Source organism: Pedobacter psychrodurus (genome assembly GCF_004331735.1).
GTDB classification, from domain to species: domain Bacteria; phylum Bacteroidota; class Bacteroidia; order Sphingobacteriales; family Sphingobacteriaceae; genus Pedobacter; species Pedobacter psychrodurus.
Genome location: NZ_SJSO01000031.1, coordinates 1 through 18,383 on the forward strand (window position 1 = coordinate 1; position 18,383 = coordinate 18,383).

The following is an 18,383-nucleotide window of genomic DNA, read 5'->3' on the forward strand; positions in this document are numbered from 1 at the left end:
TGGTGGAGTTCAGAATAGCAACCATTTACTAGGACATTTTTTTAGAAAAATGAAAAGTAAAGGCGGCTATAAATATGCCATAGTAGCCACAGCACGAAAACTAGCATGCATCTATTATAAAATGGTTACTGAGAAGCAGTCATTCAATCCATTAAACAATGAAGAACATCTACAAAAGCAGAAAAAAGTACGGATTGCAGCACTGGAAAAAGCACTCAATGCATTAAAGTTACAGGTGGCTTGATCTTTTTGTTATATAGTAAAAGAAACAAAAAACACCGGCTGAAAATTTTTCTTTCGAAGTTAGGGGGATGGCTGGGGCAGTAAAGCCCGAAAAATTTGTTAGGCCGGATTTAAGTAGAACGGAGATACGGTGCTATGGCCTAGCTGAGCGAAGTACATATTTAATACAAGTCACTCATTAATAGATAATTAAAAATAACGTCAATGGTAGCGTAGTCGAAGGATCTTTAAGGATGTAAAATGTAAAATGGAAAAGGCTAGTCCCATGCCCTTAGTCTTAAGTCAATTAATCCTACGCGTTCGTCCTCCTGGACTTGTTTCAGGATCTATGAGAAGGAACTAATCTCTAAATCTTCTAGTTAACCAATTTATACCATTAACCATACTAATGAACTATTGAACAAATAACCCCTTCGAATGTCATTTTAACAATCTTTATCAAATAGAATAATAATTTAACAATGTCGTAACATTTGTTTGATATACAGAGTCTTACCTTTGTAATGTAAATCAGATGATATGTTAGAATCATTCTTTGCCGTATGCTTATTAATTGTTGTACTTTATTTCTTTAGCCCCTTTGAGGTAAAACTCGATGAGGAAGAGGAGTGGTAACACAACTAATTTATCTCTGAACTGCTTTATTCGAGCGGTAATAAAATCCTTCCCCCTAAAATTTCTCGTTTATGGATAAAAGAAATGTCGATGTAGTCGTTATATCCGATGTACATTTAGGCACCTATGGTTGCCATGCAAAAGAACTTCTAAAATACCTTAAGAGCATAAAACCCAAAACATTAATTCTAAACGGTGATATTATCGATATCTGGCAGTTTAGCAAAAGTTATTGGCCCGAATCGCATATGAAAGTAATTCGTAAACTGATGAAATTCGTATCTGAGGGTGTTCAGGTTCACTACCTAACCGGAAATCATGACGAGATGCTCCGCAAATTTGATGGTATGGAAATGGGGACTTTCCATCTCCAGAATAAGTTAATTTTAGAGCTGGATGGTAAAAAAGCATGGTTCTTTCATGGTGATATTTTTGATGTAACCATGCAGCATTCTAAATGGCTGGCTAAACTTGGCGCAGTTGGTTACGATACACTAATCCTCATTAATAGTTTTGTAAACTGGGTACTTACAGCATTTGGAAGGGAAAAGATGAGCTTTTCGAAAAAAATCAAAGCTAAATTTAAAGATGCTGTCAAGTTCATCAATAGTTTTGAGCAAACTGCAGCAGAACTGGCTATCGAAAAAGGTTATCAGTATGTAGTTTGTGGTCACATCCACCAGGCTGAGCAGCGCGAAATTGCCACCGAAGATGGTAAAGTGCTTTATTTGAACAGTGGAGATTGGGTAGAAAGTTTAACTGCTTTAGAATATGAAAATAAAAACTGGACGGTTTTTAAATATGAGCACCAACATTTTATGAAGGATGAATTGGACGAAGGAATCCTTTCTGATGCTGAGGATTTAAAAAGTAAACTAGACATAAATATTCTTTTACAGAATATAAAATATGAAATTGCCCAATAATTTTAGATATTCGGGCATAAATGAAGATACTTTACGCAATACAGGGAACAGGTAATGGTCATATCAGCAGGGCGAGGGAAATTATTCCTTTGCTTCAGCAGTATGGCGAATTGGATATTTTAGTAAGTGGAACACAGGCCGATGTAAAACTCAGTCAGCCCGTAAAATACCAATTGCATGGCTTCAGTTTTATCTTTGGGAAAAAAGGTGGTGTAGACCATTTTAAAACATGGCTAAACATGAATCTTTTCCGCTTTAGGAAAGACATGAAGCAACTACCGCTAAAAGAGTACAATTTAATTGTTAACGATTTTGAACCTGTAAGCGCCTGGGCCTGTAAGCTACAGGGCATAGAATGTGTGTCATTGAGCCATCAGGCGGCATTTAAATCTAAAAAAGTACCCCGTCCAAGAACTTTAGATTGGGGGAAGCTTATTTTGAGCCGCTATGCGCCAACCAAATACCACATTGGCTTTCATTTCGACCGCTACGACACTTTTATCCATACCCCGGTAATCAGGGCGGAGATTCGAAATCTGAAGAGTGAAAATTTAGGACATTATACCGTCTATCTTCCAGCCATTGACGATAAACGTTTAGTAAAGCTTTTTACACAGCTGCCTGAGGTTACATGGCAGGTTTTCTCTAAACACAGTAAAGTTGCCTACCAGGAAGGTAATGTTTTTGTGGAGCCTGTTAACAATGAAAAATTTAATAAAAGCCTGGCCACCTGCGAAGGTTTGTTTACTGGCGGTGGTTTCGAAGGCCCCGCAGAAGCACTTTATTTAAAGAAAAAGCTGTTGGTTGCGCCTATGCGTTTCCAGTTTGAACAGCAATGTAATGCCTACGCCTTAAAACAGTTTGGTTTGCCTGTAATTTGGGGAAGTACCAGAAACTGGTTGCCTATTATTAAAAACTGGGTAGAAAATCCTCAAAAGCACGAGTTCGATTTTCCGGATGAAACGGCCCAGATCATTGATGATATGGTGAAGAAGTATGCTAGAGTTTAGTCTTGAGTCTTAAGTAGATCGCCCTCGGATTGTCATCCTGAGAGGTTAGTTTTAAACTAAAAAACATTGGAGTTGCAATGACAGGTTTTAGCGGTTCGTCATTCCCAAATGATTGGGAATCGTAATGCCTTGATAGGGGTTTGTAGGTTGCATTAAGATTCCCGCCTGCGCGGGAAAGACGACGATTTTCAGAATCTGTCATTGGTAGGGATATTTATTTGTATAAAATCAATATAAATAACAGATGATTTTAAGGAGATAAACGGTCTCGAAGTATCGTCATTTCGACCGTAGTGGAGAAATCTTTTAAATTTCATTTCAATACTTGCTTCAAGGATCTCTCCATTCCGTTGCACTCCAGTCGAGATGACGCGGATTTTTGGAATCTGTCAATGCTAGTGTAGTCCAAGGATCTCTGCGATGAATTTAGTCATTACAGTTATTTGGTTCATTTGGAAATGAATGCCGGTAGCTTTTGGCTTATACAGCCCCGTTATTCGATATAGCCCGATGCTAGTTTAGTGCCGATTCTTCGGTAAAGGATTGGGTCTGCCGCTATTCCCGGGTTTATTTTAACGTATAGCAGCACTTTTGGGGATGGTTAGCTATGCATCGTCCGCTGCTACTTATCCGCTTTGGTCTTAGGCTTATTCTAATCCGTGGCACAGTACCACGTAATTTAAACCTGACAGGAGCGGGCACCGAACGCAGTGAGGTAAAGCGGATGGCAGGACTATCGGAACCGATACAAACAGGAACCTGCTTTTCTAAAAATAACAGAACTCCCTTTTCTGCTTTTTTCATTAGCCAAACGGTCTTCGACTCCGCTCAGACTGACAAATCTTTATGAGATAGATAACTAATACGTCCCTGCTTTAGTCTTTAAGCGCTTTGGTTTTTCTGCTTAGACTTAGTCGGTAGCATTGTACTGCGTAATCTAAACCTGACAGGAGCGGGCAGCGAACGTAGTGAGGTAAAGCGGATGGCAGGACTATCGGAACCGATACAAACAGTAACCTCCTTTTCTAAAAATAACAGAACTCCCCTCATCAGCTTTTCTACTTTTTTATTTACCAAATGGTCTTCGACTCCGCTCAGACTGACAAATCTTTATGAGATAGATAACTAATGCGTCCCTGCTTTAGTCTTTAAGCTTTGGTTTTTCTGGGTAGGCTTAGTTGGTAGCATTGTACTGCGTAATCTAAACCTGACAGTAGCGGGCACCGAACGCAGAGAGGTAAAGCGGATGGCAGGACTATCGGAACCGATACAAACAGGACCCTGCTTTTCTAAAAAAGAACAGAACTCCCCTCATCAGCTTTTCTACTTTTTATTTACCAAACGGTCTTCGACTACGTCCGATAGCTATCGGACCAGACTGACCAATATTTGGCAATATGAATTCTACCTTTAGTCTTTTCTCCTTTGGACTTTGGTCTTTCTCCTTTGGTCTTTAGTCTTTAAGCTTTGGTCTTTCTTCTGCTACTGTTAAATTATTTTCTTTACTTTGCCTACTCTTAAAAAAGGCATGATTAATCAGTTCAGAAAGCTAAATCCTATTAACCTCGTATTCTTGCTGGCGTACACTTTCTTTTTGCGTATTGCCATTTTTCATGAAACGCACGATAAGCTGAATTTCGATTTTTTGGAACCCTTTGCGCGATTGCTGATCAATATAGATTTAGATAATGCCTTTACTCCCTATACCAATATTTTTATCGCGGCACTTTTGGTTTATGTACAGGCTTTAACTTTCAATCGGGTTGTAAACAATCATAATTTATTGGCCAAACCCAGTTTCCTTCCAGGGCTGATGTTTATAACAGGAACAAGCTTGTTTATGCCTTTTATGATCCTAAGTCCGGCATTATTATGCAACTTCCTGCTGATTTGGATTATAGATAAGTTTTTAAAACTGGGTAAAAGTGCGAATTCCATTACCACTGTTTTCGATATTGGGATGATTATAGGAGTTGGAACATTAATCTATTTTCCATTTATGACCATGTTGCTCATGATCTTTTTAGCGCTGTTGCTTTTTAGGTCGTTTAACTGGCGCGAATGGGTGGCTGGCCTAATTGGCTTTATTACGGTTTTCTTTTTTCTGGCCGTATTTTATTATTGGAATGATAATTTAAGCTCATTTTATCAGATATGGAAACCATTGGGCAATAAGTTCCCTTCGGTTTTTAAAATCAACTATAACGATTATCTGGTGTTGATCCCGGTAACTGTAATTATCATACTGGCATCACTACAACTCCGCGAAAATTTCTTTAGGAGTTTTATCAGTACGAGGAAAAGTTTTCAGCTGTTGTTTTTCATGTTTATTGTTTCAGCAGCTAGTTTTTACCTTAAACCCGATTTCAGGACCTGGCATTTTTTGCTCTGCGTACCACCAGGATCGGTGCTGTTAGCGTACTATTTTAGCAATGCCAAAAAACGTTGGTTTTACGAAACATTGTTCGTTTTATTTGTGCTTTCGATACAGTATTTTCTGTTTGTTTAACCTTTTTTAACAAATAACTAGACCGAAACTTGACAAAGATTAATAGCTTTGTGCATGATTTTAGAATTAAAGCTTTTTTAGTTTTAATCAAGATGGATAAAAAATGGAGTCATTGGAATTTCTAAGAACATATTATTTGCAGTGGGAGATTTTAAATGCGTAGGCTAAGCATTGATATTGGAAATTCTGCTGTTAAGGTTGCTGTTTTTGCAAATCAGGAAATTGTTCATCATCAGCGTTTCAATAAACTTGGAATACTTGATTTGGCTCAATTAATTGAGAAGTTTTCACCCGCGAAATCCATCATCAGTAGCGTTAACCAGGAAGTTGGACCATTAGAAGTATTTTTAAAAAAGCATACCGAGTATATCCGTTTTTCAACCCTGTTGACGAATGGCGTACAGAATAGATATAAAACGCCAGTTACTTTAGGATTAGATAGATGGGCTGCTATTTTGGGTGCAAATGGCTTACATCCAACAAATGCAAGTTTAGTGGTAGATGCTGGAACCTGTATTACATATGATGTTTTAAGCGGATCGAAAGAATATTTTGGCGGAAGTATAAGCCCGGGTATTAACATGCGTTTTAAGGCTGTGCACGAATTTACTGGCCGTTTGCCCTTTGTAGAGTGGGATGCGAATGAAGATATAGTAGAGGGGACTGATACACAATCGGCAATCAAGAACGGCGTTTTACAAGGAATAATAAATGAAATTGAAGGCTTTATTGCCCTAAATAATAAAAAAGAAAGTGCTCTGAAGGTAATTATAACGGGGGGTGATGCTAATTTTTTGTATAAACAATTACAAAACAGCATCTTTGCGCCTCAAATTATAAAAGATCCTTACTTAGTATTAAAAGGATTAAATGAAGCTATTGCAGATTAAAATGTACAAAAGAATAAATTATATTGCAGCCATACTCGTTCTAGTTTGTGGTTTAAGTGCTCAGGCACAGGTTACCACTTCATCACCATATTCAAGATATGGACTTGGAAATATAAAGGGATCTTTGTTGCCCCAGTTGAGAGCGATGGGTGGAATTTCTACCGCAGTAGGTAAAGTAACAGGGTTCAATTATATTAATATGCAAAACCCTGCATCTTATGCTGGAATAACTTTAACCACCATTGATGTAGGAATGAGTGCTGGTTTAACCAGTCTTTCTCGAAACAATTTAAAGGAAACGAGTTTCAATTCTACTTTTAGTCATTTGGCATTCGCGGCTCCTGTTACCAGAAGATCGGCCTTGAGTTTTGGTATTTTACCTTATTCAGATTTAGGTTATTCTTACAGAAACACAGCTAAAGTTGATACAACCACTGTTGATCAACTTTATGAAGGCGAAGGTGGCCTATCAAAGGCTTATTTGGGTTACGGCTATCGTTTTGGCGATCATTTAAGAATTGGTGGTAACTTAGAATATATTTTTGGTAACCTCCAAACTACCCGGGCTACCGAATTTCAATCGGTAGGCGCCTATAACGCTAAACTTCAAAACAAAAACAGTGTTGGCGGTATAAATTACTCTTATGGCATCCAGTACGATTTTAATATTGGTAAAAAAACAATTATGACCCTGGGTTATTCTGGAAGTACATCTGGTAAAATAAATTCAACACAAACTTCTTTTGCTACTTTATACACAAGAGATCAGAGTGGTAACGAAAACCCTGCCGCCGATACATTAAATATCGTGAATAACGGAAAATCTAACCTTACTTTACCATTAACCCACAATTTTGGGATCTCTATCCAGCAAAATGATAAGTGGTTGATCGGTGCCGATTTTAGAATGGGTAAATGGTCTGCAACAAGTATCAATAATGTAAACCAAGGCCTGCAAGATAGCTGGGGAGCTTCTTTGGGTGGCCAGTGGACACCAGATGCATTTTCTTATAATAGTTATATGAAACGTGTAGATTATCGCATTGGTTTTAATTATGATAAAACTTATATCAAAATCGGTAATCAGGATATTAAACAAATGGGTGCATCATTAGGTTTTGGCTTCCCATTGCCTACTGGTAGCGGTGGTACAGCATTCTATAAAATCAACTTTACAACCGAGCTCGGACAAAGAGGAACGTTAAACAATAATCTTGTTCAGGAGAAGTATATTAATTTCCACTTAGGTTTTACCTTGAACGATACCTGGTTCCGTAAGTACCGTGTAGACTAATGAATTTGAAGACATTTTTATATGGTCTGTTTCTGGTGTTGCCTTTTTTTCTGGCTTCCTGTGGAGATGACGATCTAAAAAATGCCAATTCAGTTTCATCAAATAAAGTAATCTTAACCAGAGACCGGACCATCGGTGTCGATATTACTTATAGCGATTCGGCCAGAATTAAGGCAAAGGGCTATGCGCCAATAATGGATAAGGTTACGCCTAACAATGGAAGCGCCTACCAGGAAATGATTAAAGGTGTAAATATCGATTTCTATAATCCGAACGGGACCATTGACGGAAACCTGGTATGTGATTACGCGATCAGGAAAGATACCGAGCTTAAAACCGAATTCAGAAAAAACGTAGTTGTAAAAAATAGCAAGGGTGATACTTTTTCTTCGCAGGAATTAATTTGGGATGAGTCGAAGAAGATTTTTTATTCCAATCAACGGGTATATGTTAAAGGTGTAGATGGTAGTATTGGCGAAGGCATCAACTTTAAAGCCCCGCAGGATTTTAGTACATATGAAATGGACAGCGGAAACGGCGAACTGAATATGAAGGAAGGTGTAGCGCCGTAGCCGACGAAATGAGTGAATGATAGCGTTTTGAATGAGAGAATGTTTAAATGGGTTTATTCATCATTATTCATGGTATACTCATTCAATCATCCACTAACTCTCTAATTCAATCACTCAAAATTCTATCATTCTATCATTAAAATAGGACTTCTATTACCTTAAAAATTAAACACTTGATAAATAAAATTTTGTGTTTTCTTTTTTGAGGCAAATTTGTATCTTGCGCCCTCTTAAAAAAGAACTAAATAAATTTATAATTACAATATGGGATTAATGACATTTTTGCGTAACCGTGCAGGCTATATTCTGGTTTTTGCCATCGGTTTTGCAATTGTTGCATTTTTAGTAGGTGATGCAATTAACGTGGGTAAACCTTTTTGGGCAGCAGATCAAAAAGTTGTAGGGTCTATTGATGGTAACGATATCAGTATTGATGAATTCGGACCGAAGGTTGATCAAGGTGTAAACCAAATGAAACAACAATATGGCGGCAGCGCAAATGCACAAATGACTGCTATGGCTGTTGATCAGGCATGGAATGCAGAGTTGGCAAAAGTTTTGTTAACTAAAGAATATGATCGTTTAGGTTTAACCATTTCTGAAGATGAACTGGTAGATTTATTACAAGGTCAAAACCCTAGTCCACTAATTAAACAGTATTTCTCTAACCCGCAAACAGGACAGTTAGACCGTGCTACCTTGATGAACTTTCTAAAATCGAAAGAACCTCAGGCTTTGCAACAATCTAATATGTTACAGGAAGAGATTAAAAACCAGGCATTGCAAACAAAATACTCTAACTTAATCCGTAATTCGGTTTATGTAACTTCTTTAGAAGCTACAGATGAGTATACCAACCGCAATAAACTGGCTAACTTTAAATATGTAAGTTTAGATTATACTTCTATTCCTGATGCTTCTGTTAAATTAACAGACGGCGATTATTCGGAATATTATGATCAGAACAAAGCACGTTTCAACAATCTACAAGAAACACGTGCTTTCGAATACGTTACTTTCAGCATCAGCCCAACCAAAGCCGATTCATTGGCCATTAAAACTCAGGTTGATAAAATTGCTGCTGATTTCCAGGTAGCTAAAAACGACTCACTTTTCGCAGCAATCAATTCAGACGTAAAAGTTCCGTTTACGTATATCACAAAAGGTAAATTAGATCCAGCCATTGATTCAGCAGTATTTGCTTTACCAGCAGGCAGTTTTTATGGTCCTAAATTAAGTGGTAACTCTTACAAAATTGTAAAGGTAGTTTCTACCCGCATTTCTCCTGATTCGGTAAAAGCAAGCCACATCTTAATCGATCCGGCTAAAGTTGGTGGCGAAGATAAAGCACTCAAGTTAGCAGATTCATTAAAAGCATTAATTTTAAAAGGCGCAAACTTTGCTGAACTGGCTAAAAACTACAGTGTAGATGGTTCGAAAGATAAAGGCGGTGAAATGCCAGCTTTTGCCCGCGGTGCTATGGTACCTGAGTTTGAGAATGCTGCATTTGATGGTAAAACAGGAGATCTTAAAGTCGTAAAATCTCAGTTTGGCTACCATGTGCTTAAAATCGAAAAACAGATCGGTTCATCTAAAGTGGCTAAATTAGCTTACGTAGAAAAAGCATTAAACGCAAGTAGCAAAACCCAGGCAGCTGCTTACAAGGCAGCAAGCAATTTCTTAACTGAAGTAAAAGGTAACGACTTTAGCAAATTTGCTGCACAAAAAGGATTAAAAGTTGCTGTTGCTGATAAGGTGGCATCAACACAGGGATTTGCAGCTGGATTAGATAATCCACGTAAATTAATCCAAGATGCTTACGTAGCAGATAAAGGTGATGTATTACCTGAAATTTATACCATGAGCAATGCTTATGTTGTGGCCCGTTTAACTACAATCAGTCCAAAAGGTATTTTATCTTTAGCTGATGTGAAGAAAGAAATTGAGCCAATGGTAATTAATGCAGTTAAAGCAAAACAATTAAAAGAAAAATTAGCTAACGCAGGTAAAGGAAATATCGATCAGGTTGCAGCTAAAGTTGCACGTCCGGTTAACCCAGTGCAGAATGTTGTTTTTGCTAATCCGGTAATTCCAGGTGTAGCACAAGAAAATGCGCTAGTAGGAAGCGTTTTCGGTTCACAGCCAGGTAAAGTATCTGCTCCTGTTCAAGGTGAGCGTGGTGTTTATGTATTTTCAGTTGATGGATTTACAAGTCCTGCACCAATTGCCAATATGTTTAAACAAAAAGAAAGTATGATGTTAAGTTTAGGCCAGCGTTCATTAGGATCGGCTTTCCAGGCTTTACAGGAAAATGCGAAGATAAAAGACAATCGTGTGAAATTCTATTAAATAGAAATTCCGTAATTTTGTAACCGTTCCGATGATTAGTCGGAACGGTTTTTTTATTTAAGGCCATGGAAATTCAGGAAAACATCATTAATAAAGTAGCCAACAGCGGTTTAATAACCTTAAACCTGGAGGATTTTTATCATAAAGGCGAAAGAGTAGTTTATGACATTGTAGATAATCTATTTCATGGGTTGATGCTAAGAGAGAAGGATTTTAGAGAATTTATTAAAAATCACGATTGGGCGCAATATCAGGATAAGAATGTAGCCATTATTTGTTCGGCCGATGCAATTGTTCCTACCTGGGCTTATATGCTGTTGGCGAATAAACTAAAACCATATGCTAATGAAGTGGTATTTGGCGACTTAAACACCTTAGAGGCTGTTTTATTTACCAAGGCACTGGCTAAAATTAATCCACAAGATTATGCCAACGAGCGGGTGGTGGTAAAAGGATGTGGGGATATTGATGTTCCGGTTTCAGCCTATGTTGAGGTAACCAATCTGCTTACACCAGTAGTTAAAAGTATTATGTTTGGCGAACCTTGTTCTACCGTTCCTGTATATAAAAGAAAAGATTAAATTTTGGTTTGCTTTTTGTATATCTTCATAAATAATTGAAAAATCTATTTTTCTTTAAAGTATTTATTGGTGTCCTGGCCGGACGGGCCTATCTTCTTTTGACAACAAAAGAAGCAAAATTGCCGGCTTAAAATTTTCGTTTTAAAGTTTGTGCAATGGCTAGTTAGTACAAACCCGAAAATTTGTCAGGCCGATTTTAAGTGAAACGGTGATGCAATGCTTGAGCCTTTCATGGTGCAGGAATTAAACTATTAAAAAGAAAGATTTAGATTTCAGCTGTTAGCAAAATTGAAACACACATAAACAAATGAAGCATATACTTTTAACAATATTAGGCATCTTTGGATGTATTATGATAATGGCTCAGGAACTTCCCCTGAAGAAAGAAGCAGTATTTCAGGACGGTGAAGTTTTACAGTATAAATTAAGGTACGGGTTTATCACCGCGGCAGAGGCTACCATTAAAGTAAGCAATTCTGATTTAAAGTTTGATAACCGATCTACCTATAAACTTACGGTAGATGCGCAGACCTCGGGAACCTTTGATGTGTTTTATAAGATCAGAGATCATTACGATTCGTATATTGATAAAACCAGCCTCTTGCCCTACTTTTATCAGGAGAATATACGAGAGGCCAGTTACAAGCGCCAGGATAAGGCACGTTTTACCCAGAGTGCAAAAAAAGTAGTGTCGAACAGGGGAACTTTTACCACACCAACCGATCAGACTTTTGATCTGGTTTCGGCTTATTACTTTGCCCGAAGCCTGGATATCGGTAAAATCAAAGTTGGCGATAAGTTTAAACTGAACTATTTTTTAGGAGATGAGATCTCCGCGTTAGAGGTTGAATATGTTGGTAAGGAAACGATTAAAAGCAAGTTAGGTAACATACGCTGTTTAAAGTTTAGTCCATCCATTAAACCGGGCAGGATTTTTAAAAAAGATAGCAGGTTATACCTTTGGGTTACTGATGATGGAAACCGTGTGCCGGTAAAGGCCCAGGTAGAGATATTGGTTGGTGCGGTAACCATGGAATTAAAGTCGGCCAGTGGGCTGAAATATGCTTTAGCAAAAGAATAATGATGATAGAAGTTGAACAGGTGCTGGTGCACGAAGATGTGTTGAAAGAAAACTTTGTTTGCAATTTAAGCAAATGTAAGGGGATCTGCTGTGTGGAAGGCGATTCGGGCGCACCATTGGATAATGAAGAAAAAGCCATTTTAGAAGATATTTATCCAAAAATTAAACACCTGTTAAATGAAAAAGGCATTAAGGCTATAGAAGAACAGGGTGTGTATGTCGTTGATGAAGATGGCGATTTAACAACCCCCTGTGTAGATAAAAATAAAGAATGCGCTTATGTGCTGTTCGAAGGTGGTATTACCAAATGCGCGATTGAAAAGGCTTATGAGCAAGGTATTGTAGATTGGCAGAAACCGATTTCCTGTCACCTCTATCCTATCCGGATAACCAAATATCCAGAATTCGAGGTGCTAAATTACGACCGCTGGCACATCTGCCACGATGCCTGTACTTTTGGGCGTGAGCTTAAAGTACCCGTATACAGCTTTTTAAAAGGACCACTGATCCGTAAATACGGCGAAGAATGGTATAAGGAGTTAGAAAGTTCGGTAGCGGCGATGTAATTTTATTTCTTTCTTGAATTTTGTAGAAGTTGAGACCCGATTATTAACTCAAACTTTTTTACCACAGATAAACACAGATTTGATTGTTTTATCTGTTGCTCACTTATCTGTGTTGATTAATGTTAAGGTGATGGTAAATATTTGGTATGCCTTATCTATGCTTCATCTATACTTGAGCCAGGCATATCTATCGTAATCATTAGGTTATCTATTTATATTCGTGAAGGACACTAAAAAGGGCTAATTACTTCTAAATTATTTCGTTCAGTTTTCCGCTTATGTCAAATTTAAGTTGTTTTTTGCGGAAATCTAACTTACTTTAGCGGAATTGAAAATCATTTAATAACTGTGAAAAAAATCTTAATCACTGGTGGTGCGGGCTTTATTGGCTCTCATGTAGTTCGCCGTTTTGTAAATAACTATCCTCAATACGAGATTGTAAACTTAGATAAACTTACCTACGCAGGTAATCTGGCTAATTTAACCGATATTGAAAATAAGCCAAATTATAAATTTGTGAAGGAAGACATCACAGATGCTACTGCAATGTTTGATCTGTTTAAAACGGAAAATTTTGATGCGGTGATCCACCTTGCAGCAGAAAGCCATGTAGATCGTTCTATTTCTGATCCGACAGCTTTTGTAATTACCAATGTAATCGGCACTGTGAATTTATTAAATGCAGCCCGCGAATATTGGAAAGGTGATTACGACAAAAAACGTTTTTACCATGTAAGTACCGATGAGGTATATGGTGCTTTGGGCGAAGAGGGTATGTTTACTGAAACTACTGCTTACGACCCGCATAGTCCCTATTCGGCATCGAAAGCAAGCTCTGATCATTTTGTAAGGGCTTATCACGATACTTATGGTATGGACTGTGTAATTTCTAATTGCTCAAACAACTATGGTTCTCATCATTTTCCGGAGAAATTGATCCCATTAGCCATTAATAACATCAAAAATAACAAACCTGTGCCCGTTTATGGTAAAGGTGAAAATGTACGCGATTGGTTATGGGTAGAAGACCATGCACGGGCAATTGACGTGATTTTCCACAACTCGAAAACAGGAGATACTTACAACATTGGTGGTCATAACGAGTGGAAAAATATTGATCTGATCAATTTGCTTTGTACCATTATGGATCAAAAACTTGGTCGCGAAGCAGGAGAATCAGCTAAACTGATTACCTATGTAACCGACCGTGCCGGGCACGATTTGCGTTATGCGATTGATTCAAGCAAACTACAAAATCAATTGGATTGGGTACCAAGCTTACAATTTGAAGAAGGTTTGGCCAAAACAGTAGACTGGTATTTACAAAACGAAGACTGGTTAAACAATGTAACCTCTGGTAATTATCAATCTTATTACGAACAACAGTACAGCAATAAATAATGGAAATTGAACAAACAGGATTAAAAGACTGCTTGATTATTAAACCTAGGGTGTTTGAGGATCCCAGGGGTTATTTTTTTGAAAGTTTTAATCAAGATACCTTTGAAGAAAAAACGGGTTTGTCGGGCAGATTTGTTCAAGACAATCAGTCTTATTCTTCGTATGGAGTGATCAGAGGCTTACATGCTCAAACTGGTGAGTTTGCACAGGCTAAGTTAGTCCGCGTAACCAAAGGTGAGGTGTTGGATGTAGCGGTAGATGTACGTCCAAGTTCGCCTACTTACGGTAAACACATCGCGGTACGCTTAAGTGCCGAGAATAAACTGCAATTATACATCCCTAGAGGTTTTGTCCATGGCTTTTCTGTATTAAGTGAAACCGCAGAGTTTTTATATAAATGCGATAATTTTTTCAATAAAGCTTCAGAAACTGGCGTAATTTATAACGATGCGGACCTGAATATCGATTGGTTAATTCCAGAAGAAGATCAAGCTATTTCAGATAAAGACCTACTTTTAAAACCATTTTCAGTTTTACAGCACATATGAGCAAAATATTAGTAATTGGTGCCGGCGGACAGTTAGGCCAGTGCTTAAAAGTGGTTGCGGAGCGAAGAGAAATTACGGAAATTGTTTTTCCTGCAGAACAGGACGCCAATATTTTGGATGAGGCCGGCTTGAATGATCTTTTGGCTAGAGAACAACCTGCTTTTGTAATTAACTGTGCGGCTTATACAGCTGTTGATAAAGCAGAAGATGAAGTTGATCTGGCAAAAGCGATTAATGAAACAGGGGCAGCTTACCTGGCTTCGGCCTGTTTGGTAAATGGCGCAACCTTGGTTCATGTGTCTACCGATTTCGTTTTCGAAGGGAATGATGTAAAGTTGCTAAAAGAAGAAGATGAAGCTAAACCCATCAATGTTTATGGTGTAACAAAATTAGACGGAGAAAAAGCTGTTGCAACTACGTTGCCGGCTCATTTTATCATCCGTACCAGCTGGTTATATTCCGAATATGCCAACAACTTTGTGAAAACCATGCTCAAACTTGGAGCTGAGCGTGATGAATTGAATATCATTGCTGATCAGGTGGGTACCCCTACTTATGCGATTGATCTGGCAAATGCAATTTTTGATATCATAACTTCTTCCTCTACCGCTTATGGCGTATACCACTATAGCAATGAGGGCGTAACTTCATGGTTCGATTTTGCAAAGGCTATTTTTGATATTAGTGAAACTGTGGTTAAAGTAAACCCTATTCCGGGGTCTGCTTATCCAACCAAAGCTACCCGGCCGGCATTTTCGGTGATGGATAAATCTAAAATAAAAAATACATTCAATATTGAAATCCCTTACTGGAGAGATAGCCTGGTGGAATGTATAAAACAAATTAATAAATAGAAGTGATACAGATGTTGAGATAGCGTCATTCATCTCAAATCTAATGTCTCAAATCTTAACTCTAATACTAATATGAAAGGTATAATCTTAGCTGGTGGCAGCGGAACACGTTTGCATCCCTTAACGCTTGCCTGTAGTAAACAGATGATGCCGGTTTACGATAAACCGATGATCTATTATCCTTTGTCGACCTTGATGTTGGCTGGGATAAAAGAAATTCTGATTATCTCTACTCCGCATGATCTACCGAACTTTGAAAAATTATTGGGCGATGGCGCATCTTTAGGATGTAAATTTAGTTATGCCGTGCAGGCTGAACCAAATGGTTTGGCGCAGGCTTTTGTTATCGGCGAAGAATTTATCGGTCAAGATAAAGTAGCGCTTGTTCTGGGCGATAATATTTTCCACGGCGATGGCATGGCCAAATTACTACAGGCCAGTTCCGATCCTGACGGAGGTGTGGTATTTGCTTACCAAGTTGCTGATCCTGAACGTTATGGTGTGGTGGAGTTTGACGCTGATAAAAAAGCCATTTCTATTGAAGAAAAACCTGTTCAGCCCAAATCAGACTACGCAGTACCAGGTTTATATTTTTATGATAACGAAGTAGTAGAAATTGCCAAAAATATTAAACCCTCGCCACGTGGAGAATACGAAATTACTGATGTAAATCGCGTGTACTTAGAACGTGGTAAATTAAAAGTAGGTGTATTAAGCCGTGGAACGGCCTGGTTAGATACCGGAACATTTACCTCTTTAATGCAGGCCGGGCAATTTGTACAGATTATCGAAGAAAGACAAGGCTTAAAGATCGGTTGTATTGAAGAAATTGCTTACCGTATGGGCTTTATCGATGCAGAACAGCTTAGGGCTATCGCTACGCCATTGGTTAAAAGCGGCTATGGTAGTTATCTGTTGAAGCAGATTAAATAAGAAGTTTTAGTATAGTTTAATATACGCGTAATTCTAAATCACCAATTGATGCCATGTATCGATTGGCGATTTACTTTTTAGTGCGTTATCGGCCTTAGGGGTAATTTCTAAATCTCCTCGAAGTATCGTCATTTCGAGCGGAGTGCAACGTAGTCGAGAACCACATAGTGCCCAGCGAAGCTAAATCTTACTAACATAGATCTCTCCATTTCGCTGCGCTTCAGTCGAGATGACGACCGTTAATCGCTATCCCAGCAAAAGATCTTTACAGAAGTATCTGAAGTTTTTGCCATGTAAGAGATGTGGGTTCATTTAAGAATTACCCTCCATCCAACTCTGTGTGCTCTGTGCTTTTTTCTCTGTGCGCTTTGTGGTAAAAAGATACCCCATTGAATCCGGCACAATTAAGCTTTCCTGATTTATCTTATCTTTGCCCAATTACCAAAAGAAAAATGAATATAAAAAAGCAGCTAGCCATTATTGGATTAGGTTATGTAGGGTTGCCACTGGCTATCGAATTTGCTAAAAAATATAAGGTAATTGGTTTTGATACGAATGAGGGACGGGTAGCTGAGTTAAATCAGTTACAGGACCGGACAAATGAGGCCAATCTGGAGGATCTGAAAACTGTACTTTCTGTATCCGAAGGAGGCTTAACATTGAGTGCCAGCCTGGCCGACCTCGCCGCTTGCACAATCTATATCGTAACCGTACCTACTCCTATCGATCAGCTCAAGCGGCCAGATCTGCAACCTTTACTTGCAGCCAGTAAAATGTTGGGTATTGTACTTAAAGCAGGTGATATCGTCATTTATGAATCGACCGTTTATCCGGGCTGCACCGAAGAAGATTGCGTGCCGGTTTTAGAAAAAATTTCAGGATTAAAATATAATATCGATTTTTTCTGTGGCTATTCCCCAGAACGGATTAATCCTGGAGATAAAATTAATACCCTTACCAAAATTAAAAAGGTAACCTCAGGCTCCACGCCTGAAGTAGCCCTGGAGATAGACCAACTTTACGCTTCTATTATCACAGTCGGTACTCATCTTGCCCCCAGCATGAAAGTAGCAGAAGCCTCAAAAGCGATAGAAAATGCACAGCGGGATGTAAATATCTCTTTTGTAAACGAACTGGCCTTAATTTTCGATCGCATGGGCATTGATACAACAGATGTGTTGGCTGCTGCTGCAACCAAATGGAATTTTCTCAATTATAAACCGGGTTTAGTTGGGGGGCATTGCATTGGTGTAGATCCCTATTATTTAGCGCATAAATCAGAGTCTTTAGGCTATAAACCCGAAGTAATCCTATCTGGCCGGAGGGTGAACGATAATATGGGCATGTTTGTGGCCAATAAGGTTATTAAAATGTTGGTGGCCAGAGATAAAGTAATTAATGGCGCTAAAGCCCTAATATTAGGTTTCGCTTTCAAAGAAAATTGTCCTGATACCAGAAATACAAGGGTAATCGATATCTATAAAGAACTCAACGCTTTTAGCATGCAGGTTGATGTATATGATCCATGGGCTAATAGGGATGAAGTGAAAGCGGAGTATGGCATCGAAATGATTGATGATGATCAGTTTAAACATTACGATGCTGTTATCCTTGCTGTGGCGCACCAGCAGTTTTTAGACATTGATTATCGCAGTATTAAAGAAAATGGGACACTCATTTTTGATACCAAATCTTTTATCGACAGGAATTTGGTTGATGCCAGGTTATAAGCACTTCGCTTCTAACCTGCTCAGTTTGGCTGTTTCGCTTTACCCTTTCTTTACCACATCATTACAGTTATGAAGAGTATCATTAACAACGTGCGTCATTCTCGCTCAGGCGGGAACCACGAAGTGCTCAGCAAAGCTAATCTTAATAGCAATAATTCGTCATCCTATAGCTATCGGATTCGAGGCCGGAATTGAGCGAGCCAGCCTGTACCCATTTGTGGGTAAAGCAATCTTCTTAGAGGGGTTCATTGATGTTTTTACAACCAAGTCACCAAGGTGCG

General features: G+C 38.5%; 15 protein-coding genes and 1 pseudogene. All 16 read left to right on the forward strand.

Annotation, left to right across the window (positions count from 1 at the left end; translation table 11 throughout):
- A pseudogene (locus EZ456_RS23170) lies at nucleotides 1-244 on the forward strand (hypothetical protein); the annotation flags it as partial.
- Nucleotides 245-929: 685 nt separating this feature from the next.
- Nucleotides 930-1,784, forward strand: coding sequence for a UDP-2,3-diacylglucosamine diphosphatase (locus EZ456_RS23175; protein ID WP_131534295.1), 855 nt, complete (start codon nucleotides 930-932; stop codon nucleotides 1,782-1,784).
- A 20-nt stretch (nucleotides 1,785-1,804) separates the two neighbouring features.
- The gene (locus tag EZ456_RS23180) at nucleotides 1,805-2,794 is read left to right on the forward strand and encodes a glycosyltransferase family protein (protein ID WP_131534298.1); all 990 of its coding nucleotides are present in this window, start codon (nucleotides 1,805-1,807) and stop codon (nucleotides 2,792-2,794) included.
- Nucleotides 2,795-4,322: 1,528 nt separating this feature from the next.
- Entirely contained in the window at nucleotides 4,323-5,303 is a 981-nt protein-coding gene (locus EZ456_RS23185; protein ID WP_131534300.1) for a DUF6427 family protein, read from the forward strand.
- A 155-nt stretch (nucleotides 5,304-5,458) separates the two neighbouring features.
- Nucleotides 5,459-6,193 carry a type III pantothenate kinase gene (locus EZ456_RS23190; RefSeq protein WP_131534302.1) on the forward strand — a complete coding sequence of 245 codons (735 nt, stop codon included), beginning with the start codon at nucleotides 5,459-5,461 and terminating at the stop codon, nucleotides 6,191-6,193.
- A gap of 1 nt (nucleotide 6,194) precedes the next feature.
- Entirely contained in the window at nucleotides 6,195-7,487 is a 1,293-nt protein-coding gene (locus tag EZ456_RS23195; protein WP_225876605.1) for an OmpP1/FadL family transporter, read from the forward strand.
- Nucleotides 7,487-8,059 carry a hypothetical protein gene (locus tag EZ456_RS23200; RefSeq protein WP_131534306.1) on the forward strand — a complete coding sequence of 191 codons (573 nt, stop codon included), beginning with the start codon at nucleotides 7,487-7,489 and terminating at the stop codon, nucleotides 8,057-8,059. The genes EZ456_RS23195 and EZ456_RS23200 overlap by 1 nt, the downstream gene beginning before the upstream one ends.
- 264 nt (nucleotides 8,060-8,323) lie before the next feature.
- Complete coding sequence (locus EZ456_RS23205) at nucleotides 8,324-10,408, forward strand: peptidylprolyl isomerase (RefSeq protein ID WP_131534308.1); 2,085 nt, start codon at nucleotides 8,324-8,326, stop codon at nucleotides 10,406-10,408.
- A 65-nt stretch (nucleotides 10,409-10,473) separates the two neighbouring features.
- A complete protein-coding gene (locus EZ456_RS23210; RefSeq protein ID WP_029278574.1) occupies nucleotides 10,474-10,989 on the forward strand; it encodes a DUF2480 family protein in 516 nt (171 codons plus the stop codon).
- A gap of 307 nt (nucleotides 10,990-11,296) precedes the next feature.
- Nucleotides 11,297-12,070 (forward strand): DUF3108 domain-containing protein, encoded by a 774-nt coding sequence (locus tag EZ456_RS23215; protein WP_131534310.1) that lies wholly within the window; start codon nucleotides 11,297-11,299, stop codon nucleotides 12,068-12,070.
- Between the two features lie 2 nt (nucleotides 12,071-12,072).
- A complete protein-coding gene (locus EZ456_RS23220; RefSeq protein ID WP_131534371.1) occupies nucleotides 12,073-12,636 on the forward strand; it encodes a DUF3109 family protein in 564 nt (187 codons plus the stop codon).
- 348 nt (nucleotides 12,637-12,984) lie between these two features.
- Entirely contained in the window at nucleotides 12,985-14,037 is a 1,053-nt protein-coding gene (gene rfbB, locus EZ456_RS23225; RefSeq protein ID WP_131534312.1) for a dTDP-glucose 4,6-dehydratase, read from the forward strand.
- Nucleotides 14,037-14,585: a dTDP-4-dehydrorhamnose 3,5-epimerase gene (gene rfbC / locus EZ456_RS23230; RefSeq protein ID WP_131534314.1), complete on the forward strand. Its 549-nt coding sequence runs from the start codon at nucleotides 14,037-14,039 to the stop codon at nucleotides 14,583-14,585. The genes rfbB and rfbC overlap by 1 nt, the downstream gene beginning before the upstream one ends.
- Nucleotides 14,582-15,439 carry a dTDP-4-dehydrorhamnose reductase gene (gene rfbD / locus EZ456_RS23235; protein WP_131534316.1) on the forward strand — a complete coding sequence of 286 codons (858 nt, stop codon included), beginning with the start codon at nucleotides 14,582-14,584 and terminating at the stop codon, nucleotides 15,437-15,439. The genes rfbC and rfbD overlap by 4 nt, the downstream gene beginning before the upstream one ends.
- A 72-nt stretch (nucleotides 15,440-15,511) precedes the next feature.
- The gene (gene rfbA / locus EZ456_RS23240) at nucleotides 15,512-16,372 is read left to right on the forward strand and encodes a glucose-1-phosphate thymidylyltransferase RfbA (protein WP_131534318.1); all 861 of its coding nucleotides are present in this window, start codon (nucleotides 15,512-15,514) and stop codon (nucleotides 16,370-16,372) included.
- 452 nt (nucleotides 16,373-16,824) lie between these two features.
- Nucleotides 16,825-18,102, forward strand: a complete 1,278-nt coding sequence (locus EZ456_RS23245; RefSeq protein WP_131534320.1) for a nucleotide sugar dehydrogenase — start codon at nucleotides 16,825-16,827, stop codon at nucleotides 18,100-18,102.
- Nucleotides 18,103-18,383 lie beyond the last annotated feature (281 nt).